This window comes from Metabacillus flavus (assembly GCF_018283675.1).
Classification (GTDB): domain Bacteria; phylum Bacillota; class Bacilli; order Bacillales; family Bacillaceae; genus Metabacillus_B; species Metabacillus_B flavus.
This window is the reverse complement of the sequence record NZ_JAGVRK010000001.1, coordinates 3448417-3470974: the sequence shown is the minus strand read 5'-3', so window position 1 is coordinate 3470974 and position 22558 is coordinate 3448417. Positions and strand designations below refer to the sequence as shown.

Annotated in this window: 22 protein-coding genes; 17 read left to right on the top strand and 5 right to left on the bottom strand. The window is 44.3% G+C overall.

Annotated features, from left to right (window positions below; all coding sequences use genetic code 11):
• Nucleotides 1-160: 160 nt before the first annotated feature.
• Nucleotides 161-598, bottom strand: a complete 438-nt coding sequence (locus tag J9317_RS17800) for a GNAT family N-acetyltransferase (protein ID WP_211561119.1) — start codon at nt 596-598, stop codon at nt 161-163.
• A complete protein-coding gene (locus J9317_RS17795; protein WP_347880538.1) occupies nt 595-1650 on the bottom strand; it encodes an NAD(P)H-dependent flavin oxidoreductase in 1056 nt (351 codons plus the stop codon). Before J9317_RS17795 ends, J9317_RS17800 begins: the two co-directional genes overlap by 4 nt.
• A gap of 299 nt (nt 1651-1949) precedes the next feature.
• Here J9317_RS17795 and J9317_RS17790 point away from each other — a divergent pair, with 299 nt between their 5' ends.
• Nucleotides 1950-3539 carry a peptide chain release factor 3 gene (locus J9317_RS17790; RefSeq protein ID WP_211561117.1) on the top strand — a complete coding sequence of 530 codons (1590 nt, stop codon included), beginning with the start codon at nt 1950-1952 and terminating at the stop codon, nt 3537-3539.
• 269 nt (nt 3540-3808) lie between these two features.
• Here the strand turns inward: J9317_RS17790 and yidC are convergent, their stop codons facing one another.
• The 3 genes from yidC to J9317_RS17775 all read right to left on the bottom strand — a co-directional run bounded on the left by yidC (nt 3809) and on the right by J9317_RS17775 (nt 6132).
• Nucleotides 3809-4627, bottom strand: coding sequence for a membrane protein insertase YidC (gene yidC / locus J9317_RS17785; protein ID WP_211561116.1), 819 nt, complete (start codon nt 4625-4627; stop codon nt 3809-3811).
• Nucleotides 4570-4941: a hypothetical protein gene (locus J9317_RS17780; protein WP_211561115.1), complete on the bottom strand. Its 372-nt coding sequence runs from the start codon at nt 4939-4941 to the stop codon at nt 4570-4572. The genes yidC and J9317_RS17780 overlap by 58 nt, the downstream gene beginning before the upstream one ends.
• A gap of 96 nt (nt 4942-5037) precedes the next feature.
• Nucleotides 5038-6132, bottom strand: a complete 1095-nt coding sequence (locus J9317_RS17775) for an oxidoreductase (RefSeq protein WP_211561114.1) — start codon at nt 6130-6132, stop codon at nt 5038-5040.
• A gap of 137 nt (nt 6133-6269) precedes the next feature.
• Here J9317_RS17775 and J9317_RS17770 point away from each other — a divergent pair, with 137 nt between their 5' ends.
• The 16 genes from J9317_RS17770 to hprK all read left to right on the top strand — a co-directional run bounded on the left by J9317_RS17770 (nt 6270) and on the right by hprK (nt 22546).
• A complete protein-coding gene (locus tag J9317_RS17770) occupies nt 6270-6926 on the top strand; it encodes a haloacid dehalogenase type II (protein ID WP_211561113.1) in 657 nt (218 codons plus the stop codon).
• A 262-nt stretch (nt 6927-7188) separates the two neighbouring features.
• Nucleotides 7189-7770 carry a glycerol-3-phosphate responsive antiterminator gene (locus tag J9317_RS17765; protein WP_211561105.1) on the top strand — a complete coding sequence of 194 codons (582 nt, stop codon included), beginning with the start codon at nt 7189-7191 and terminating at the stop codon, nt 7768-7770.
• Between the two features lie 27 nt (nt 7771-7797).
• The gene (locus J9317_RS17760) at nt 7798-8913 is read left to right on the top strand and encodes an ABC transporter ATP-binding protein (protein WP_211561103.1); all 1116 of its coding nucleotides are present in this window, start codon (nt 7798-7800) and stop codon (nt 8911-8913) included.
• Nucleotides 8914-8945: 32 nt separating this feature from the next.
• Nucleotides 8946-9833: a carbohydrate ABC transporter permease gene (locus tag J9317_RS17755; protein WP_249292563.1), complete on the top strand. Its 888-nt coding sequence runs from the start codon at nt 8946-8948 to the stop codon at nt 9831-9833.
• Nucleotides 9830-10642, top strand: a complete 813-nt coding sequence (locus J9317_RS17750; RefSeq protein ID WP_211561099.1) for a carbohydrate ABC transporter permease — start codon at nt 9830-9832, stop codon at nt 10640-10642. Before J9317_RS17755 ends, J9317_RS17750 begins: the two co-directional genes overlap by 4 nt.
• 139 nt (nt 10643-10781) lie before the next feature.
• Nucleotides 10782-12116: an ABC transporter substrate-binding protein gene (locus tag J9317_RS17745; RefSeq protein ID WP_211561097.1), complete on the top strand. Its 1335-nt coding sequence runs from the start codon at nt 10782-10784 to the stop codon at nt 12114-12116.
• Nucleotides 12117-12185: 69 nt separating this feature from the next.
• Complete coding sequence (locus tag J9317_RS17740; protein WP_211561095.1) at nt 12186-12911, top strand: glycerophosphodiester phosphodiesterase; 726 nt, start codon at nt 12186-12188, stop codon at nt 12909-12911.
• A 77-nt stretch (nt 12912-12988) separates the two neighbouring features.
• A complete protein-coding gene (locus tag J9317_RS17735) occupies nt 12989-13225 on the top strand; it encodes a CsbA family protein (protein ID WP_035404627.1) in 237 nt (78 codons plus the stop codon).
• Nucleotides 13226-13420: 195 nt separating this feature from the next.
• Nucleotides 13421-15400, top strand: a complete 1980-nt coding sequence (uvrB, locus tag J9317_RS17730; protein WP_211561093.1) for an excinuclease ABC subunit UvrB — start codon at nt 13421-13423, stop codon at nt 15398-15400.
• A gap of 6 nt (nt 15401-15406) precedes the next feature.
• Complete coding sequence (gene uvrA / locus J9317_RS17725; protein ID WP_211561090.1) at nt 15407-18280, top strand: excinuclease ABC subunit UvrA; 2874 nt, start codon at nt 15407-15409, stop codon at nt 18278-18280.
• A gap of 95 nt (nt 18281-18375) precedes the next feature.
• Complete coding sequence (locus tag J9317_RS17720) at nt 18376-18693, top strand: magnetosome magnetite crystal formation protein family (protein ID WP_211561081.1); 318 nt, start codon at nt 18376-18378, stop codon at nt 18691-18693.
• Nucleotides 18694-18756: 63 nt separating this feature from the next.
• A complete protein-coding gene (locus J9317_RS20940) occupies nt 18757-19875 on the top strand; it encodes a DUF4097 family beta strand repeat-containing protein (RefSeq protein ID WP_211561079.1) in 1119 nt (372 codons plus the stop codon).
• A gap of 5 nt (nt 19876-19880) precedes the next feature.
• Nucleotides 19881-20084 (top strand): PspC domain-containing protein, encoded by a 204-nt coding sequence (locus J9317_RS17710; RefSeq protein WP_211561077.1) that lies wholly within the window; start codon nt 19881-19883, stop codon nt 20082-20084.
• The gene (locus tag J9317_RS17705) at nt 20077-20442 is read left to right on the top strand and encodes a phage holin family protein (protein WP_211561076.1); all 366 of its coding nucleotides are present in this window, start codon (nt 20077-20079) and stop codon (nt 20440-20442) included. Before J9317_RS17710 ends, J9317_RS17705 begins: the two co-directional genes overlap by 8 nt.
• A 109-nt stretch (nt 20443-20551) precedes the next feature.
• Nucleotides 20552-21412: a metallophosphoesterase gene (locus J9317_RS17700; protein ID WP_211561074.1), complete on the top strand. Its 861-nt coding sequence runs from the start codon at nt 20552-20554 to the stop codon at nt 21410-21412.
• 207 nt (nt 21413-21619) lie between these two features.
• The gene (gene hprK / locus J9317_RS17695; RefSeq protein ID WP_211561072.1) at nt 21620-22546 is read left to right on the top strand and encodes an HPr(Ser) kinase/phosphatase; all 927 of its coding nucleotides are present in this window, start codon (nt 21620-21622) and stop codon (nt 22544-22546) included.
• Nucleotides 22547-22558: the final 12 nt, after the last annotated feature.

The following is a 22558-nucleotide window of genomic DNA, read 5'->3' as shown; positions in this document are numbered from 1 at the left end:
TGTTTTTAAGCTGGCTAAATAAAATGACTCTTTCCTAAAAGATTACTGTTGTTTTTTTGAACAAAAGCGGTATAGGCTGCAGGCACTTGGGACCGAGGAGACTTAAGCGCTCGCTTTCCTAAGAGCGAGCCATCCTGCAGCGGAAACCAACTGGATATCCCTATTTTAACTGTTTATACATGACCTGATGAGGTCCGATTCCTTCTATTTCAAAAACTCCTCCAACCGGATGCAATCCCTGCTTTAAGTAATACGCTTCCACACTTGTTCTCGCATTGCACCACCACAAATCCACTTTTCTTTCGGCGAGCACCTGTTCCGCTTTAATAAGCAAAGAGCTGCCTGCCTTTCTGTTTCGGTATTCCTGCAGGGTAGCCATGCCCCGCAAGCGGTACTGATGATCTCCAGATAGAAGCGGAATGACTTCTTCCGAAAAGCTTGCAATGCTGATTAGGAGTTCATCTTCATAGCACCCCAGGTGGAAGGAACTTTCGTTATTATCATTCTCGTAGCGGCAAGAGCTTACGGGCTGGCCGGGTCTTAGCAGCTTTTGCCTGAGAGGAACCGCTTCTTCGGAATGTATAAAGGTGACAATCATAATGTCGCATCCTTTGATAAAGATAAAATCGATTGAACCAGGCTTTCTACAGACTGGCTGCGGCTAAGCCTAGGGCTTTGTCCGCACCATAATGACATATACTCTGCGTTATTTTGTTCCGAAGCCGCTTTTCGGATTTCCTTTGTTAAATCATTTTGCAGCGGGTAGGGGAGAATTCTTGTTTCTTTTTCCATTTCATATATGAACTGATTTTTAATTCCGCGTGCTTCTTTTCCTGAGAAAGCATTCGTAACCACTACCTGATCCTCGCGTGCGTTCAAAACCGCTTCTTTGTATGCAGGATGAGCGCTGCTCTCAAAAGCCGTTAAAAAGGCCGTTCCCATTTGAACGCCCTGCGCTCCTAAGCAAAGGGCAGCTCTATATCCTCGTGCATCCATAATTCCGCCAGCTGCAATGACGGGTATTTTAACAAAGTCGCAAATCTGCGGAATGAGAGACATCAGCCCCATCATGTGATGAAAGGGCGGACCTGAAAACGTTCCGCGGTGTCCGCCTGCTTCACTTCCCTGGGCGACGATGGCATCAACTCCTTGTTCTTCAAGAAGGATTGCTTCCATCACGGAAGTGGCCGTGCCAATAACGATGGATCCGTTATCCTTTAATTCCTGAATGATGTGTTTTGCCGGCATGCCAAAGGTAAAGGAGCATACGGGAACCTTTTCCTTTAAAACGATTTCGAGCTGCTCCTCATAAATGCTCGTCCCTTCATTAAATACGGGGGGATTTTCATCTATATGGAGTTCTTCACGGAATGAGCGCAAGGCTTCAAACGCATTTTGAATTTCACTCCGGGAGGCATCAGGCTGTTCAGGGACAAAAAGGTTGACGGAATAGGGCTGATTGATGTTCTTTTTGATATCTGAGAGTAACGCTGAAAGGTCTCCAGGTGCCATATAGCCTGCACCGATTGAGCCGAGGCAGCCTGAGCGGGACACAGCGCAAACCAGTTCCGGGCCGGTAATGCCTCCTGCCATTGGCGCTTGGATGATGGGATAATTGATGCGAAGCAGTTCTGTTAAGGATGCTGTCACGTTCATTCCTCCATTTCATTATAGAAACTTTGACAAAGTCCTCTGTATTTCCTTCTATTGCAGCAAAAATAGGTCTGTTCTTAAAGCTGAAACGACAGCAGTTCGGCAAAAAAGAATAGCCGGATTCACGAAAACCAAAAGATTGAGACAATTCAGCGCAAGTGGAATATGATAATTGGGCACCGGACCCGATAGCTTTTTAACCTTCATTTATGGTATATTTTTTGAAGTGCATCTTGATATTTAAACCCGACTCTTCTCTAAGAGCTGAATAAACTGATATAGAACGAGGTATATACATGAACTTAAAACAGGAAATTAATAAGCGCAAAACGTTTGCGATTATTTCCCACCCGGATGCCGGGAAAACAACATTAACAGAAAAACTGCTTCTCTTCGGAAACGTGATCCGTTCTGCGGGTACCGTAAAAGGAAAGAAATCAGGAAAGTTCGCAGCATCCGACTGGATGGAAATTGAAAAAAAGCGCGGAATCTCTGTAACATCCAGTGTAATGAGCTTCCCTTATCATGAATTTCACGTCAACATTCTGGATACTCCCGGACATGAAGACTTCAGTGAAGATACGTACCGTACCCTGACTGCCGTTGACAGTGTAGTGATGATTATCGACTCAACAAAAGGGGTCGAGCCGCAAACAATTAAGCTGTTTAAAGTCTGCCGGATGCGCGGAATCCCCATATTCACGTTCATGAACAAGCTGGACCGTGAAGGGCGTGACCCGCTTGAACTGCTGGCGGAAATTGAAGAGGTACTCGGCATCGAGTCCTATCCGATGAACTGGCCGGTAGGAATGGGGAAACGCTTCCTCGGCATTTATGACCGCTATTCCGAATCATTTGTCCGCTTCAATGGGAATGAAGAAGAGACCGTTTATAAAGTAAATGAAATGGAAGAAAAAGCAGCTGATATTTACGAAAATCCAACCTACCAGGACACGCTGGGAGAGCTTGAACTTCTAAATGAGGCCGGCAATGATTTTGATCCTGAACGTGTTAGAAAAGGTGAATTGACTCCTGTATTCTTCGGAAGCGCCCTATCCAATTTTGGTGTTCAAACCTTCTTTGATACGTTCCTTCAATTTGCTGCTTCACCTCAGCCGCGCCGCACAAACGAAGGTTTTATCGAGCCGGAAAAAGAGGATTTCTCCGGATATGTTTTCAAAATACAAGCTAATATGAACACAAAACATAGAGACCGGATCGCCTTCCTGCGTATCTGCTCCGGTACGTTCGAACGCGGAATGAACGTAACGTTAAGCAGAACGAATAAAGTCATTAAGCTTGCACAGTCGCAATCCTTCATGGCAGGAGATCGGGAAACAGTGGACATTGCCTACCCGGGTGATATCATCGGAATCTACGACCCCAATGCCTATCAAATCGGGGATACCCTTGTAGCGGGTAAAGACCGGTTTGAATATGAAGAGCTTCCGCAGTTCCCGCCCGAAATGTTTAAAAAGGTTCGAGCGAAAAATGTTATGAAGTCGAAGCAATTCAAAAAAGGAATCGACCAGCTTGTACAGGAAGGCGCCATTCAGCTCTTCCGCCAGGAGCTTACAGATGATATCATTCTTGGCGCTGTCGGCCAGCTGCAATTCGAAGTGTTTGAAGAGCGCATGCGTTCCGAGTACAGTGTTGAAATTGAATTGACGTCTCTCGGTGACAGGATTGCCCGCTGGATCGAGGATGAAAAAGTGGACCGCAAAAAGTTCGATAACCGCAGTATGCTCGTAAAGGACCGCTATGGCCAGTACGCTGTCCTCTTCGAAAATTCCTTTACGTACCGTTATTTTAGAGATAATAACAAAGACATTAAGCTAATCGATTTGCTTGAGAGCAATGATTATCAGAGCTATACGGCTCAATAAGATGAAAAGATGCCCGGCGGAATGCCGGGCGTCCTTTTTTTGGGAGAAAACCGGAATAAAAAGCTGTGCGCTTATCTTGAAAAGTTTGGCGGCTGCCACTCTTTTTGGCGAAAACTGCCGAATGGGCGCTTTTCGACAGTTTCCGGTTGATAATCGACATTTCTTGGCGGCTATTCGACATACTTTCGCTGCTATTCGACATTCCGCGCCGCTGTTCAACAACCGAAGCCAAAAAAAAAGCGCCCCCGTAGCTGAGGCGCTTTGAAACCCTAATTTTCCAGTGTTTTTGGAACAGCAGAAAGATCTTTTTCTTTGTACAGGTGCTTTGCAAGCAGCGTCTGCAGAATGACGAACATGCCTCCAATGGTCCAATACAGGGGAAGGAATGCAGCTGCTCCGAATGACGCAGCCCCCATCATAATTGGCATCACATAGGCGACCATGGCCATTTGCTTTTGCTGTTCTGCCGGCATATCCATTTGGGAGACTTTTGCCTGCAGGAAGTAAACGGCTGCTGCGATGAACGGCATAATGGCGTCCGTATGCCCAAGGTCGAACCAGAGAAAGGAATGCGCGGCGATCTCCGGAGTTCTTTGTATCGCAAAGTAAAATCCGAAAAGAATAGGAGTCTGGATCAGGATCGGCAGACAGCCCATAGCCAGCGGATTGTACCCATGCTTCTGATAAAGCTGAAGCGTTTCCTGCTGCATAAGACGCTGTGATTCCGGGTCTTTTTTCTTGTCTTTGTATTTTTCCTGAAGCTTTTTCATTTCAGGCTGCAGGATCGCCATTTTTTTCTTCATTTGCTGCTGATTTTTGTATTGCTTCATCATGAACGGCATAAGGAGCAGACGGACTAGAAATGTAACGAGGATAATCGCTACTCCATAGCTGCCTCCGAATAGAGAAGCAGTATACTTGATCAAAGCAGAAAAAGGGAAAACAACAAAATGGTTAAAAAACCCGGTTGTCTCGCTATTGATTGGTGTATGATCTGCCGAGCATCCGCTTAGCAGGAGAACCGAAAAAGTCAGAAGTAATAAACTTGACCGTTTAAGGAACGTGAACATAGATGAATGGTTTGGCATAAGTGCCCTCCTCGTATTTTTATCGCTTGTGTATCGTACGAGAAGGGGTGGCGGTCCCCGTCATCATCTGGTGAAGAGGCCATTTTCATAATTCTGATAATCCAAGTATGCAGCTGATCCATGCCGCCGATAAAATAGCGGCAGGGTTTAGGAGCTGATATGTCCGGCTGCCAATTTCTTTTTATCGACATGTCCATTTTAACACTTTTTCCTGAAACATAGGCTAAAGCGAGGGTTCCGCCAGCCGAGACGACAAGGGTTACCAGCAGAATTAAATGGCTCATATCATTTAAAAAATCCAAATCCAGAAACACCTAGTTCACCTCCCTTCCTTTGTAATGCTTCTATTATATCATTTTTTAAGGGAAGGCATTCAAAAAACCGCCGGATTGTCCCGGCGGCTCGAAGATTTACAGCTCTAAATCTTTTATGTTTGCAAGCGGCATGAGAATTTCCTCAGGATTGAAGGCCTCAAGATCCTTCCCTTTGCTGATCTTCTTCGGTGCATCAGGATTGGCTAAAGCTCCTGTACCAAGGCTGACAAAATCAGCTTCTCCAGAGGAAATTAAGGAAGAAGCCTTTCTCGGATCCTGCAGCTGCCCGTTGGCGATAACCGGCAATCCGCTATATTCTTTTGCTGCTGCTGCAAGTGATTTTGTGCCGTCACCAAAGGATGATGCAGTACCATTGGCATCCGTAACGTGAATATAATCCAGCGGTGTTTTTCCCAGAAGGGAGAATATCGCTTCTGCATCCTTCTCTCCATGCGGCCATTTATAATTTGAATCCGACACCTTTGCCTGAGAAATCCGGATACCGATGATCATATCGTTTCCTGCCGCCTGCTGAACGTCATATATGATTTCCATTAACAGCCTCATCCGGTTCTGCAGGGAACCGCCATAGGAATCTTCTCTCTCATTTAAGCTCGCTGTCAGGAACTGATCAAGCAGATATCCATTTGCTCCGTGAATTTCTACGCCATTGAAACCGGCCTGGCGGGCATTCATAGCTGCGGCTGCAAAACCTCTTTTCACCTCCGTTATATCCTGTTCACTCATTTCTTTAGGTACGGCATATGGACCGGAGCCGCCATAGAACTCGAGCTGTTCGCCTTTAGGGGCAATAGCAGATGGTGCTGCTGTTTGTTTTGAATGAATGTTTCCCTGAGATTGGCCGCCTGCGTGCATGAGCTGGGCAATAATCAGGGCGCCGTGATCCTGAACGGTTTCAGTAATCGGTCTCCAGGAAGCAATATGGCCGGCGGATACTAAACCCGGCTGATTTAAATAGCCCTGGCTGTAGCGGCCGTCTGTATAGATCCCCTCAGAAATAACGGCGGCAAATCCGCCCTTTGCATAGCGTTTGTAATAGCGTTCCATTCGGGAATTAGCCATTCCATCTTCATCTGCACTGATTCGCGTCATCGGCGAGACAATGAAGCGGTTTTTTAATTTATAAGGTCCGAGTAGCTGTTCTGCAAAAAGTTCCGGGTAATTTCCCATGGCTCAATCCTCCAATATTATTGCGTGTAATCAAACCTTACCCGTTTTCACCATGTTAATCACTTATCAGCATTCTGCAGTGTTTTGCAGGGGCTGTTTTGTGAAATATAAAAAACAGATACAAAGGAGGCCTTCTCATGACAATTAAAGCGATTCTATTTGACGCCTACGGCACTTTGTTTGACGTTTACTCTGTAAAAGAAAAATGCGAGCAGCATTTTCAGGGAAAAGGGGAGGAAATCAGTCGGACGTGGAGAGAAAAACAGCTTGAATACTGTTTTTTGACACAGATTTTGCAAAAATATGAGCCTTTTGATCAGCTGACTGAAAAAGCGCTGAGAGCTTCTTTGGCGATTCATGGCACAGAAGGGAGCGAAAAAGAATGTGCAGAATTAATGAAAGAATACGAACAGCTGAGTCCCTTCGAAGAAACGGAAGAAGTATTAAAACAGCTTAAAGGTAAACAAACGTTTATTTATTCTAATGGAACGAGAGGAATGCTCGAACCTTTGATTGAAAATAATGGATTTCAAGATCTCATAGGAGCCTTGAGCGCAGATGAAATCAGACAGTACAAGCCGTCACCTGCTTCCTACAGTTATGCGATGGAAAAGCTTGGACTCGATAAAACCGATATATTATTTGTGTCCTCTAATCAGTGGGATATTGCAGGTGCTTCAAGCTTTGGATTTAAGACTGCCTGGATTAATCGGGCAAGGGAGCCTGTATCAGCATTAGGGTTCGAACCAGCGAATATATATTCTGATTTAAAAGGCCTTCTGGAAGAAAAATAATCCAGACCGAATCAAAAAAACCAGCTCTTCCATGTGGAGGAGCTTTTTTCCAATAAGTTAACGAAGTTGAAATATAATGTTTACATTGCTAAACATCCGGCAAACAGTACCTTAATAATTATGCAGTAATATGAATTTAGGGAAAGACAAGTGAATAGTAAATCGGTTAAATATGAGAAACCATAAAAAGAAGGGGATGCTTTAAAGAATCCTCGTTCGTTTTTATGGATTTTTTTGTTTGTAGAGGAAGGAAGGAAGCAGGATGGAGATACAGCGTGAGTTTATTAAACACCTTGAAAACGACAGGCTTATTTCTTCGATAAAAGACCCTAAGAGTCTTGAACTTTTTCTTGAGTCGGATATTCGATCGGCTTTTCTTTTAACGGGGAATATCAGTGTGATCAAGCGGTATGTCGATTTGCTCAAGGAAAATGGGAGGTTCGTTTTCCTGCACTTGGAAAAGATTCCGGGCATTAGTTTTGACAAGGAAGGGCTTAAATTTATAGCGAAATATGTCAAACCTACAGGGATTGTAACGACCAAAAGTTCCTTGATCCAATTCGCTAAAAAAGAGGGTTTGTTGACGATTCAGCGTTTGTTTTTAGTGGATACAGATGCACTGAAGAACGGTCTTCAAACTTCCTGCGAAATTAAGCCCGATGCTTTGGAGCTTATGCCGGGTCTTATTCCTGAACTGATTACAAAAGTAAAAGCAAAAACCGATTTGCCGATCATTACAGGCGGATTGATTTCAAATAAAGCACATATTCATGCTGCACTAGAGAGCGGCGCAATGGCAGTTTCGACTGGAAAGCCATGGCTTTGGAAAAAGCCTGAATTTTAAAGGATAAGCAGAAAGGTGGAATAAAGGATGAAAAGTGTAGAACTTTCCAGCCTCAGCAAATCCTATGACGGCAAGAATATGGTGATTGATTCTATAAATGCATCAATCAGGCCTGGGGAGTTTTTCGTGCTGGTTGGTCCTTCAGGGTGCGGGAAAAGCACCATTCTGCGGATGATTGCAGGACTTGAAGAAGTGAGCGGAGGGGAGCTGCGAATTGGAGATCGTGTGGCAAACAATCTTCACCCTAGCAAAAGGGACCTATCGATGGTTTTTCAAAACTATGCTCTGTATCCTCATTTGTCAGTAGCTGAAAACATTATGTTTGGATTATATTCGAAAAAAATTTCCAAGCAGGAGCAAAAAGCGCGATGTGCGGAAGCATGTGAAATGCTCGGTCTATCTGATTTGATGAAAAGAAAGCCGCGTGAACTTTCCGGCGGTCAAAGGCAGCGTGTAGCACTGGCCAGAGCCATCGTTACGCATGCACCTATATGTCTGATGGACGAGCCGCTGTCTAACCTGGACGCAAAACTGAGAGCGAAAATGCGCTCTGAAATTCGCCAGATTCAGCGGAAGCTTGGAATTACGATGATTTATGTGACGCATGATCAAACGGAGGCTATGACGATGGCAGACCGTATGATGATTATGAATGAGGGGGAAATTCAGCAGCTGGGCAAACCTCTTGAAATATACAACCAGCCGGCCAATTCCTTTGTCGCTTCGTTTATTGGATCCCCTCCAATGAATCTCGTGCACGCTAAGGCTGAAGGAAACCTTCTTCACCTTGGGGAGAAGCATTTATTCGATCTTCCTCAGGAGGTATTGCTGTCTTTAGGATCGGAGTCTGTAGAAGCGGGAATCCGTCCGGAGCATTTAAAACAGGCGCCAATCGGAGAAGGAAAGCTTACAGGAATCATTGCCAATGCTGAAATTCTCGGAACAGAAACGCTGCTAAGCTTTGACATCTCCGAAGGGAAGCAATGGATTGCGAGATGGCCTGGACAATGGGATTTAGAACCGGGTGATCCGATTGAACTAACCTTTAATCACGAGGATCTGATTTTCTTTGATTCTCAGAATGGAACCAGGCTGAGCACCGGCTTATCGTCATCTGCTTCTTCACGGGAGCAGCCAATATGAATGCACTGGTTAAGAAAAATCAAGCTAAAACAATGGTGAAAACCGGAAATGGATTTTCTGATTTAGCTGCAGGTCTTCTGTACCTTCTTCCATCCTTGCTGCTGTTTGGTGTATTCCTGTTTTACCCGATGATCAGAACGATTTATCTCAGTTTTTTCTATACAGATCCTCAAGGCAATCCTATAGCATTTATCGGACTTGAAAATTTCACGTATCTGCTCCAGTCCGAGGCATTTTTAAACAGTGCAAAGGCAACAGGACTGTTTGTCCTGTATACAGTTCCGGCAGGTATTCTGCTCTCATTATTCCTTGCTTTAATCGCTAACCTGAAGCTTAAAGGCATCGGCATTTTCCGGACGCTTTTCTCTTCAACAATGGGAATGAGTGTCGCAGCATCCTCAATCATTTGGATGTTTATGTACAATCCCTCCATTGGAGTGTTTAACAAGCTTTTGAATTTGATTGGTTTTGAGGGTCACCAGTGGCTGCTGGATCCAAACACTGCCTTACTTTCTGTTGCTCTATCAACCATTTGGATGAACACAGGCTTTGCCTTTCTAATCCTGCTTGGCGGCCTGCAGAACATTGATGAACAGCTTTACGAGAGTGCAAGAATTTCAGGAGCAGGATCCTTTTATCAGCTTAGACGAATTACACTCCCGATGCTGTCGCCAACATTATTTTTCATTACTACTGTTTCTCTTATTAATGCATTTCAGACCTTTGGCCAAATCGATATTTTAACCAAAGGCGGTCCGGTACAATCCACCAACGTGATTGTTTACTCGATCTATCAGGATGCCTTTGTTAATTACAATGCTGGTTCGGCCAGTGCACAAGCGGTCCTGCTGTTCTTCTGCATACTGGCAGTGACGGTATTGCAATTCAGGCTTGGAGAAAAGAAGGTGCATTATCAATGAGCCTTATGAAAAAAAGTTTATTGTACGTGCTGCTCGTTATTTCAGCTCTGTTCATGATGTTTCCGATTGTATATGCAGTCATGATCAGTTTCATGCAAGGAGGAGAAGTCCTTCAGGGGAAGCTGTTTCCCTCGTCCTTTTCCTTTGAAAACTATCAATCGGCCTTTCAACAAGTTCCCCTGCTTCATTTTTTAATGAACAGTCTTATTGTATCGGTCACTGTAACAGCAGGCCAGCTAATCGTGTCATCATTGGCGGCATTCGCGTTTGTGTTTATTAAATTCAGAGGACGAAATACACTCTTCTTTCTCTTTATATCTACGATGATGATCCCTTGGGAAGCGACGATGGTTCCGAATTACTTAATTGTGCAGAAGCTTGGGTGGATCAATCAGTACAGCTCGCTTACCATTCCATTTTTTGCACTTGCCTTTGGAACGTTCTTGCTCAGGCAGCAATTTAAGACGATTCCATATGAGCTTTTTGAAGCATCGCAGGTAGCAGGTATAAGCCGATTCCGCTTTTTTTGGAAAGTGGTCCTGCCTGTATCCAAGACGAGTATGATAACTCTTGCTATTTACAGCTTCTTAACTACATGGAATATGTATTTATGGCCGCTTCTCGTCACAAACAACGAGAAGGTAAGAACAGTTCAAATTGGTCTGAAGCAAATGCAATCACAAGAGGTTTCTTCCGAATGGGGAACAGTCATGGCGGCTGCAGTCATTGTTGTCCTGCCTACTCTGATTCTGCTGTTCGCAGGACAGAAGCACCTTCAAAAAGGGTTGACTCAAGGTGCAATAAAATAACGTTTGTACAAACAGCGGGTATTTCACCCGTCAATTAGCTGAATGAGGGCATGGATTGGCCGGTTCATCTTTCTTCTACATATGAAGGGGAATCAAGCCGGTCCATGCATAATCAAATAAAAATCAGGAGAGATGTTAGATGAAAAAGGTATTGATATTGATTACTGCGCTAATGCTGATCGTGCTCTCAGCATGCGGCGGAACACAGCCGGAGAAAGAAACAGCAAAGCCTGTGAAGAAAAACGCTGAAGGTAAAATTGAAGTAACGTTTTGGCATGCAATGGCTGGAGATTTAGAGACTTCTTTAAAAGAGATTGTAAATGAATACAATAAATCCCAGGATAAGATTGAGGTTAAGCCTGTATTTCAAGGCACATATGAAGAAGCCCTTACAAAATTCAATACCGTTGCGGGATCTCCTGAAGCTCCAACCATTATGCAGACGTTTGAAGTTGGCACAAAGTATATGATCGACAGCAACAAAATCGAGCCTGTCCAAAAGTTTATTGATCAAGACAAATTTGACACATCTCAATGGGAAAAAAATATCTCCAATTACTACACAGTGGATGGCAAACAGTATTCTATGCCTTTTAATTCTTCCACACCAGTTTTGGTATATAACAAGGATGCGTTTAAAAAAGCTGGACTGGACCCTGAAAAAGCTCCGCAAACTTACAGCGAGCTGAAAAGTGCAGCACAAGCTCTTACGACTGGCAGCCAAAAAGGATTTTCGATCCTAAATTACGGGTGGTTTTTTGAAGAAATGGTAGCTGTACAGGGCGGAACCTATGTGGATAAGGAAAATGGACGCAAAGGGGACGCGGAAAAAGCTACTTTCAATGGACCGGAAGGAAAACGAGTTTTTGATCTGATCAGCCAAATGCACAAAGATGGATCATTCTACAATAGCGGACAGAACTGGGATTCAATGAGAGCAGCATTCCAATCACAAAAAATTGCCATGTTCCTTGACTCCTCTGCAGGAATCAAAGAATTGATTGACAACGCTCCGTTTGATATAGGGGTTGCTTATATTCCTGTTCCTGATGGTATCGAAAGACAAGGGGTTGTCGTTGGCGGAGCATCACTTTGGATGTCCAAAGGTACTGCAGAAGAGGAACAGCAGGGCGCATGGGATTTCATGAAGTATCTTTCTACACCTGAAGTGCAGGCTAAATGGCATGTTGACAGCGGTTATTTCTCAATCAATCCGAAAGCATATGAGCAGGATATCGTGAAAAAAGAGTGGGAGAAGTATCCTCAGCTTAAGGTGACGGTGGACCAGCTGAAAAATACAAAGCCTTCTCCGGCTACACAAGGAGCCTTGATTTCCGTTTTCCCTGAATCCAGACAAAAAGTTGTAACTGGAATGGAAAGCTTATATCAAGGGACAGATCCTCAAGAAGCATTGAATCGGGCAGCAAAGGAAACAGAACGATCGCTTGAGATGGCTAATCGCAAGCAGAAGTAAGCTTCAAAGGGCTGGCCGGGAGACGATCATCTTGGCCGGCCCTTTATTTCTTAGAATGGAGTTGCAGACATGAAGATATTTGCTCACAGAGGATGCAGCGGACAGTATCCGGAAAATACGATGCTTGCTTTTAGAAAGGCGATAGAAGTGGGGGCAAGCGGAATTGAATTGGATGTTCAAATGTCAAAAGACGGTGAACTTGTCGTCATTCATGACGAAAGAATTGACCGAACGACAGATCGATTGGGATATGTAAAGGACATGACATATAAGGAATTGCGGAATGCAGATGCAGGAAGCTGGTTTCATCCGTCTTTTCATAATGAAAGGATTCCTCATCTAGAGGAAGTGCTGGACTTGCTTTTGGAAGACCAGTCAGGTATGACTTTAAATATCGAATTGAAAAATGATGTATTCGACTATCCTGGGCTTGAGGAAAAAGTAATGCTGCTTGCGGAAGACAAAAAGCTTGCCAGCAGAATCATTCTCTCCTCTTTTAACAAAGCAAGCGTGAGTAAAATGAAACAATTGAATAAGACGTTTGAAATCGCCTGGCTTTTTGAAGGGGTTGAGCCGAACGCTGCCGCGATTGCTGAAGAACTGGGGTGCGACAGCATACACTGTCCGGCAGAATTCAGTCTCTCCGCACCCGGATTGGATTATATGAATAACGGAGGAACGTTAAGGGTTTATACAATTAATGACCTCGGTTCATATCAAAGTCTTATTCATACAAAAGTGTCGGCAGTGATGACAGACTTTCCAGATTTGCTGTTGGGCAGAATTGAAGATTAGCTCACTATTAGCCTATCCAGCATTCTCGGAGCATGATAGAATAACGGTAATATCAAGAAGGAAGAGGGCGTTTCACAATGCTGACGAAAGCCATTCTGGCATTGATTTTTCCGTTTGTTCTTGTCGTGCTTTTTACGAGAGTAACGTACAGTTATATAGTAGGGACTGCTTTAACCGCTGCACTCATCATCGCTTCTTACTTTAAAGGGTATACAGAATTTGACTATATTGTGGGGCTGGATGCTGTATCGCTTGTTGCAGGAGCTATGTACGCACGTAAAATGAACCGCAAGCCCAACCATTTGAATAAATAGACAGAAACCGTGCGATGCGCGGTTTTTTCTGTACATATAAGCTGCATATAAAGAAAAAGATTGCGAAAGGCCAAAAGCGGGAAAACTGATAGACAGAATGAAAAAAACTGCAAACGTCAGTTCGTATCTTTGGAATTTCCCATATAGTGTATGGTAAAATATAAAGACGATAATGCGTGAATTGGGGGCATTTGTGTGGAACATCGGTTTGATTTAGTCTCGAAGTATAAGCCGGAAGGCGATCAGCCCGCGGCCATTAAGAAACTTGTTAAAGGAATCAATGAAGGAAAGAAACACCAGACGCTTCTAGGGGCAACAGGAACAGGGAAAACATTTACCGTTTCAAATGTCATCAAGGAAGTCAATAAGCCGACCCTCGTGATTGCTCATAATAAAACGCTGGCAGGCCAGCTCTACAGTGAGTTTAAGGAGTTTTTTCCTAACAATGCTGTAGAGTATTTTGTGAGTTATTATGATTACTATCAGCCGGAAGCCTATGTTCCTCAGACCGATACTTTTATAGAAAAGGATGCAAGCATCAATGACGAAATTGACAAGCTGCGCCACTCCGCCACTACCTCTTTGTTTGAACGAAGGGATGTCATCATCATTGCCAGTGTATCCTGCATCTACGGCCTCGGTTCTCCGGAAGAATATAAAGAGCTTGTAGTCTCTCTTCGAACAGGAATGGAACTTGAACGGAATCAGCTCTTAAGACGTCTTGTAGACATCCAGTATGAGCGGAATGACATTGACTTCAAGCGCGGAACATTCAGGGTACGCGGGGATGTCGTGGAAATCTTTCCTGCATCCAGGGATGAGCACTGCATGAGAATTGAATTTTTCGGGGACGAAATTGACAGGATTCGGGAAGTGGACGCTTTAACCGGGGAAATACTTGGCGAGCGCGAACACGTTGCGATCTTCCCTGCCTCTCACTTCGTAACCCGTGAAGAAAAAATGAGCGTTGCTATAGGAAACATTGAAAAAGAGCTGGAGGAAGAATTAGTCAAGATGAGGGAAGCAGGCAAGCTTCTAGAGGCTCAAAGACTTGAGCAAAGGACGAGGTATGATCTTGAAATGATGAGAGAAATGGGCTTTTGCTCTGGAATTGAGAACTATTCCCGTCATCTTACTTTAAGACCTCCCGGTTCCACTCCCTATACATTAATTGATTATTTTCCGGACGACTTTATGATTGTTGTCGACGAGTCTCACGTTACCCTTCCGCAGGTGCGCGGAATGTTCAACGGGGACCAGGCGCGCAAGCAGGTTCTGGTCGATCATGGATTCCGTTTGCCTTCTGCAAAAGATAACAGACCGCTTCGATTCGAAGAGTTTGAAAAACATATGACGAATATGGTTTATGTTTCGGCGACACCGGGACCGTATGAAATAGAGCATACAGACGAAATGGTGGAGCAGATCATCCGTCCTACCGGATTACTCGATCCTACTATTGAAGTCCGGCCTATTCAGGGACAAATTGATGATTTAATCGGGGAAATCAATGCAAGAGTCGAAAAGAATGAACGTGTTCTCATTACCACTTTAACGAAAAAGATGTCCGAGGATCTGACCAATTACCTCAGAGAAATTGGAATCAAAGTCAATTACCTCCACTCCGAAATAAAAACACTCGAGCGGATTGAAGTAATACGCGACCTGCGGCTCGGTAAACATGACGTTCTCGTCGGAATTAACCTTCTCCGGGAAGGACTGGATATACCTGAAGTGTCATTGGTAGCCATTCTGGACGCGGATAAAGAAGGGTTCCTTCGCTCTGAACGTTCTCTGATTCAGATTACCGGACGAGCAGCCAGAAACTCAAATGGCCACGTTATTATGTATGCGGACAAAATTACGAATTCAATGGAAGTTGCAATAAATGAAACGAAGCGCCGCCGTGAAACACAGGAAGAATACAACCGCGTTCACGGGATTGAACCGAAAACGATTCAAAAAGAAATTCGCGATGTAATACGGGCAACGATGGAAGCAGTAGAAGAAGATACAGATCAAGCAGCGCCGGCTATTGCGAAGCTCACTAAGAAAGAGCGTGAAAAAGTGATTGCCCAAATGGAGAAAGAAATGAAGGATGCTGCCAAGGGACTGGATTTCGAACGGGCCGCAGAGCTTCGTGACTTGCTAATAGAGCTGAAAGCGGAAGGATGACAAAGTATGGCTAGTGAACACATTGTAGTAAAGGGAGCCAGAGCGCATAACCTTAAAAATATAGATGTCACGATCCCGCGGAATCAGCTCGTCGTATTGACAGGCCTATCGGGATCAGGAAAATCATCGCTTGCCTTTGACACGATTTATGCGGAAGGGCAGCGCAGGTACGTCGAGTCGCTTTCTGCCTATGCCAGGCAATTCCTCGGCCAAATGGACAAACCCGATGTTGATTCCATTGATGGATTATCTCCGGCTATATCCATTGACCAGAAAACAACGAGCCGGAATCCGAGATCGACGGTTGGGACGGTAACAGAAATTTATGACTATTTAAGACTTCTTTATGCACGGGTTGGACGCCCTGTCTGTCCGAACCATGGGATTGAAATTACTTCACAGACCATCCAGCAGATGGTGGACCGGATCATGGAATTCCCGGAGCGCACGAAGCTGCAGGTTCTTTCTCCAGTTGTCTCAGGACGGAAGGGAACTCATTCCAAAACCCTGGAAGACATCAAAAAGCAGGGGTATGTCAGGGTTCGTGTGAATGGAGAAATGCAGGAGCTTTCTGAAGAAATCATCCTGGAAAAAAACAAAAAGCACTCCATCGAAGTGGTGATTGACCGGATTGTAATCAAAGACGGAATTGAGGCAAGACTCAGCGACTCTCTTGAGGCAGCGCTTGCCCTTGGTGAAGGAAAGGTCATGATTGACGTCATTGGGCAGGAGGAGCTTTTGTTCAGCGAGCATCATGCATGCCCTTATTGCGGATTTTCTATTGGAGAGCTTGAACCAAGGATGTTCTCTTTTAACAGTCCTTTTGGCGCCTGTCCTTCATGTGACGGTCTTGGTTCTAAACTGGAAGTAGACCGCGAACTGGTCATTCCGAATGAGCACCTAACGCTTAAACAGCATGCTATTGCTCCATGGGAGCCTACAAGCTCTCAGTATTATCCGCAGCTCCTGGAAGCTGTCTGCAGCCATTATGGAATCGATATGAATATCCCGGTCAAGGATCTGCCAAATCATCAATTGGATAAGATTTTACTCGGAAGCGGTAAAGATGAAATTTACTTCCGCTATGAAAACGACTTTGGGCAGGTAAGAGAAAGTTATATTAAGTTTGAAGGTGTAATGAAAAACATTGAGCGCCGCTACCGTGAGACGAGTTCGGATTACATCCGCGAGCAGATGGAAAAATATATGGCTCAGCAGCCGTGTCCTACGTGCAAAGGATACAGGCTGAAGAAAGAAACGCTCGCTGTTAAAATTGACGGCCGCCATGTTGGGGAAACGACCACCCTTTCTGTTCAGGAAGCGCACGACTTTTTCGGGAAGCTTGATTTGACTGAAAAGGAAATGAAAATTGCCAAATTAATTTTAAGAGAAATTTGCGAGCGGCTCAGCTTCCTTATCAATGTCGGCCTGGATTACCTGACCTTGAACCGTTCAGCAGGCTCCCTTTCCGGAGGAGAAGCACAAAGGATCAGGCTTGCTACTCAAATCGGTTCCAAGCTGACAGGCGTTCTGTATATATTGGATGAACCGTCCATCGGCCTTCATCAGCGTGACAATGACCGTCTCATTGAAACGCTGCAGAATATGCGGGACATCGGGAATACTCTTATTGTCGTAGAGCATGATGAAGATACGATGCTTGCTGCCGACTATCTAATTGATATCGGTCCCGGAGCGGGCGTGCACGGAGGAAACGTAATTTCCGCCGGATCTCCAAAGGAAGTAATGAAGGATAAGGATTCTCTGACCGGAATGTATCTGTCCGGCAAAAAATTTATCCCTCTCCCTCAGGAACGGAGAAAACCGGATGGCCGCTATATTGAGATTAAAGGAGCAAAGGAAAATAACCTGAAAAATGTGTCGGTTAAATTTCCTTTAGGAACTTTTATTTCAGTTACGGGTGTATCAGGTTCAGGAAAAAGTACGCTCGTTAACGAAATTCTGCATAAATCGCTTGCGCAAAGGCTTCATAAAGCTAAAACAAAGCCTGGAGAGCATAAAGAGATTTTAGGTATTGAACATTTAGATAAAGTAATCGACATTGATCAATCGCCGATCGGCAGAACGCCCCGTTCCAACCCAGCGACCTACACAGGCGTATTTGATGATATCCGAGATGTGTTTGCTTCGACAAATGAGGCAAAGGTCAGAGGCTATAAAAAGGGCCGTTTCAGCTTCAATGTAAAAGGCGGCCGCTGCGAGGCCTGCCGCGGTGATGGGATCATCAAGATTGAAATGCATTTTCTTCCGGATGTATACGTACCTTGCGAAGTGTGCCATGGCAAGCGGTACAACCGGGAAACACTTGAAGTAAAATACAAAGGCAAAAATATTTCGGATATTCTTGAAATGACGGTTGAAGATGCGCTGGATTTCTTTGAGAACATCCCTAAAATACACCGCAAGCTGCAGACCATTTATGATGTCGGACTTGGATATATCACTCTTGGCCAGCCGGCCACTACCCTTTCTGGCGGAGAAGCGCAGCGGGTGAAGCTTGCTTCCGAGCTGCACCGCCGTTCAACCGGGCGCTCTCTTTATATTCTCGATGAACCAACGACCGGTTTGCACGTTGATGACATCGCCAGGCTGCTAAAGGTGCTTCAGCGTCTTGTTGAGAATGGAGATACGGTACTGGTTATTGAGCATAATCTCGACGTCATTAAAGCAGCGGATTATTTGGTCGACCTTGGTCCGGAAGGCGGAAATGGCGGAGGCCAGATTATTGCCTCCGGTACACCTGAACAAGTTATGGAAGAAAAGGCGTCCTATACCGGACATTATTTAAAACCGATTGTTGAACGGGAACGCGAACGGATGAAAAAACTCGTTAAAGAAAAAGAAGCCGTCGCGAAATAAGTTCGGGCCAGCTCATTTATTGAGCTGGCTATTTTCATATAGTGAAACCAATCACCTTTTAGAATCGTAAAAGTATGTAAAGGAGATGGAACTTCATGAAAACCGATAAATTACTTTCTGCCCTGTGTTATTTTAGTGTGCTGTTTGCACCGTTCTTGCTTCCGCTTATCGTTTACTTTGTCACAGATGATACTGAAACAAAATCACATGCAAAAAAATCATTTTTTTCTCATGTTATTCCGGCTATCACTATTATTGCCTACCTGTTTATTTTCCTTGGTGCTGCCTTTGCCGGACAGAATGAGCTGATTGGAATTGTTTTTCTCTCGGGTTTCCCCGTCGTCTTGATTGTTAACCTTATCGTTTTCGTTTGGAACATTGTTAAGGGAATTAAGATATTAAAAACAGTTTAAAGGGATTGATTTTCATCTTGCCGAATAGGGTGTTACTAGGTTGTATTTTTAGGAGGAGTTATCGTGCAGGAAGAACGCCGAAGAATATTGAAGCTTGTAGAGGAAGGAAAGCTGAATGTAGAAGAAGCGCTCTCTCTCATAGAAAAGCTTGATCATGAGAAGGAAAGCCATGAGAAAAAATGGGCTTCCTTTACACCCTCAATTTTACTGAAAAAGGATGACAAAGGCGGCCAGCAGAGTGCTTATCAAGAGAACCAGGAAGGTTCATCTTCCGGAAAAACCGCATCTAAACTAATGAGCTGGATTGATTTTGCCGTGAAGAAAGTAAAAGAATTGGATCTGGATTTAGCCATTGGCTCATCATTTGATGTTCAGCATATTTTTCAATTCAGCGGAAAAGGTCTGAGAGAATGGGATGTACAAATAGTCAATGGCAACGTCACATTCAAACCTTGGCCAGAAGATGAAGTGCGCATTGAATGCGAAACGAAGGTTTATCAGACTGAGGATTCTGCTCAGGCAAAAGAGGCCTTTCTTAAAAGCTTTTATTGTGAAATGGAAGGCAGCAAGCTAAGAATTCAATGCGAGAAAAAATCAATGAAGGCGAATGTTCTCATCTTATTGCCGGCAAAGGTATATGAGTCTGCGAAAGTTAAGCTGTTTAGCGGTCCGATAAGAGGGGAACAGCTAACAGTAAAGGACTTTAAAGCCAAAACCGCCAACGGAGTGATCTCACTAACATCACTGAGCGGTGAAAAAGCAGAGCTTGAAACAGCAAATGGGCAAATTAAATTGGCTCAGCACCAATTTCAAACGGTCGAAGCCGAAACCATTCACGGAATGATTGACGTAAGCGGAGCAGGGAGGAAGCTTGACCTGCAGAGCTTCAACGGGAAAATCCTCCTGCACGCGTCAGATCCTGAATGCAAAACGATTCATTGCAGTGCCGCCACCGGCAGCGTGGAAATTTCAATTCCGCAAGCCGTTAAGGCAAATGGGGAATTGAAATCAAATCTCGGGTCCCTGCATTGCTACTTGGATGCTCTAGAAGTAACAAGTGAAAAACACGAGTCGATCGCAAAGGAATTGAAATTCCGATCGAACGAAACCGCTAAAGGTGATTTGTCTGTGTTCGCTGATTCAAAAACAGGCTCTGTTGTTTTAAAGCATATGGAGAGGTGAGAAAAATGGGAAAACTGACTCGTTCAACTACGAATAAAAAATTAGCCGGAGTATTAGGAGGCATTGCAGAGAGATTTGGTTTAAATGCAAACCTGCTGCGCGTGATTTACGTAATTGCTATGTTTGCTACCGGCGGTGCACCGTTAATTATTGCTTATTTTGTTTTAGTGCTTTTACTGAAAAAAGACGGGGACCAGATACATGGTTAGGTGGATCATCAGCGTTTTAATCAATGCAGTCATTTTAATGGTCTGCGCGCTGATTTTCAAAGACAATTTTCAAATTGTCAGCATCTGGGCTGCAGTCGTGGCAAGCCTGGTTCTATCTATTATCAATTTTTTAATAAAACCATTTTTGGTTATTTTGACACTGCCCGTTACAGTGTTAACACTTGGTCTGTTCCTCTTTGTCATCAATGCCATTACCCTCATGATTACGCAAGCAATCATGGGTGACGCATTTAATATCGATGGATTCGGAACCGCCATTTTAGCGGCCATTGTCATTTCCCTGCTGCACCTTGTCGTGCAAAAAGGGGTTATTGAGCAAATACGGGATAACAAGTAGATCAGCGCTGAGCCGCTGGTCTTTTTTATTTTCACAGTCTGCAGCGCTCCCAGTAAAATCTCATTTGTACTTTCAGTGAAAATGGGAATGATAACGACCAGGTGATGAAATGAAATATATACGCATACTGCTCATCCTGCTGGTCATCTTTGTCTTAACTGCTCTCCCTTATAAAGGACATGCCGGTGAGGATTTCTCTTTTGTATGGATGACGGATACTCAATATTACGTTAGAGACCATCCGAAAATTTTAACGAGTCAAATGAATTGGATTGTAAAAAACAGAATGCCCGAAAGACTTTCTTATTTAGTTCATACAGGAGACTTGGTGCATAATTCCGGTCAGTACAGCCAATGGGAAAGAAATCATCAGGCTTTCCGCAGGCTTGATGCCCAAGGATTTTCATATGGTGTTCTGCCTGGCAATCATGACTTTACAGGCAGCGGGGGTCTTCAGCCATACTATCGTTTTTTCGGGGAGCATCGATTTGATGCCAAGCCGTATTATAAGGGTTCCTTTTTAGATAACTGCGGTCACTATGACTTAGCGGGTGGCAAGGTTTTTCTTTACATGGGCTGGTGCAAAGCCGGCAAAGGGGAAGTGAAATGGATGAACCGTGTGCTGAAGCATTATAGGAACAAAGAAGCGGTTATGGCCTTTCATGATTACCTGACGTATCAGGGAACACGAAGCAAAAATGGAGATAGAATTTATAAGGATGTAGTCGTCCCAAATAAAAATGTAAAACTGGTCCTTAGCGGCCATTATTACGGAATTGCCAAAAGAGTGGACGTACCCCAAAAGGGCAGAAAAGTCTATCAGCTGCTTGCCAACTACCAGGGGCTCCCTCAAGGCGGCGGCGGTTACATGCAGATCTTAACCTGGAAACAAGGCGGGATCCGAGTCAGGTCCTACTCTCCTTATTTGGATAAAGAATGGGCAAAACCTTATTTTTTGAAAATGGATTGAACCTTCTTATTCAGGAGGTTCTTTTTTGACTTGCTCCTATGTTGTGCAGTCCTTTTTACCCGTTATCGCAATTTAGCTTTCCAGAAAAAATTCTCCTAAACCTTGCCGCAATTCAGACGCCGTCTTGAAAGACTATATCAGCAGAGATAAAAGTGCTAAAATGGAAGAAGATTTCACTTATGGTGTTGGCTAAAGGAGGGCTCATCTATGCCTAAAGTACGTACAAAGGATTTAATGGAAAAATTCAAGATGGAACTGTTTAGCGGTGAAGAAGGGATTAACCGGCCTATTACAACAAGCGATTTGTCCAGACCGGGACTTGAGATTGCGGGTTATTTTGCATACTACCCGAAGGATCGCGTTCAGATTCTAGGCAAAACCGAGCTTTCGTTTTTTGAAAAATTATCACGTCATGAAAAAGAAGAGCGGATGACGGCGTTATGTACTCCGATTACTCCCGCAATAATCGTTTCACGTGAGCTTGATATTCCAGAGGAGCTGACGGAGGCCTCTGAAAGAAGCGGCGTACCTGTTCTGCGTTCTTCCATGAAAACTACCCGTCTATCCAGTCATTTAACGAACTTTTTAGAAAGCAAGCTTGCCCCTACTACAGCCGTGCACGGGGTATTGGTTGACATTTATGGGGTAGGAGTACTGATTATCGGTAAAAGCGGTGTGGGGAAAAGTGAAACCGCACTTGAGCTTGTTAAGCGCGGCCATCGTCTTGTAGCCGATGATTGTGTTGAAATCAGGCAGGAGGATCAAAACACACTGATTGGAAATGCGCCTGAACTGATTGAACATCTCCTGGAAATCCGCGGACTTGGCATTATTGACGTGATGACATTGTTCGGGGCCGGTGCAGTCCGGAGCAATAAGCGGATAACGCTTGTGATTGATTTGGAAACATGGGATGCGAAAAAGCAATATGACCGCCTGGGCTTAGAAGAAGAGACGATGAAAATTATTGATACAAATATTCAAAAACTGACGGTACCGGTTCGCCCCGGACGAAACTTGGCCGTTATTATTGAAGTAGCAGCTATGAACTTCCGTCTGAAGCGGATGGGTCTAAATGCTGCTGAGCAATTCACGACAAAGCTTGCTGATGTAATTGAAGAAGGAGAACGCTGATTAACGGTCAGA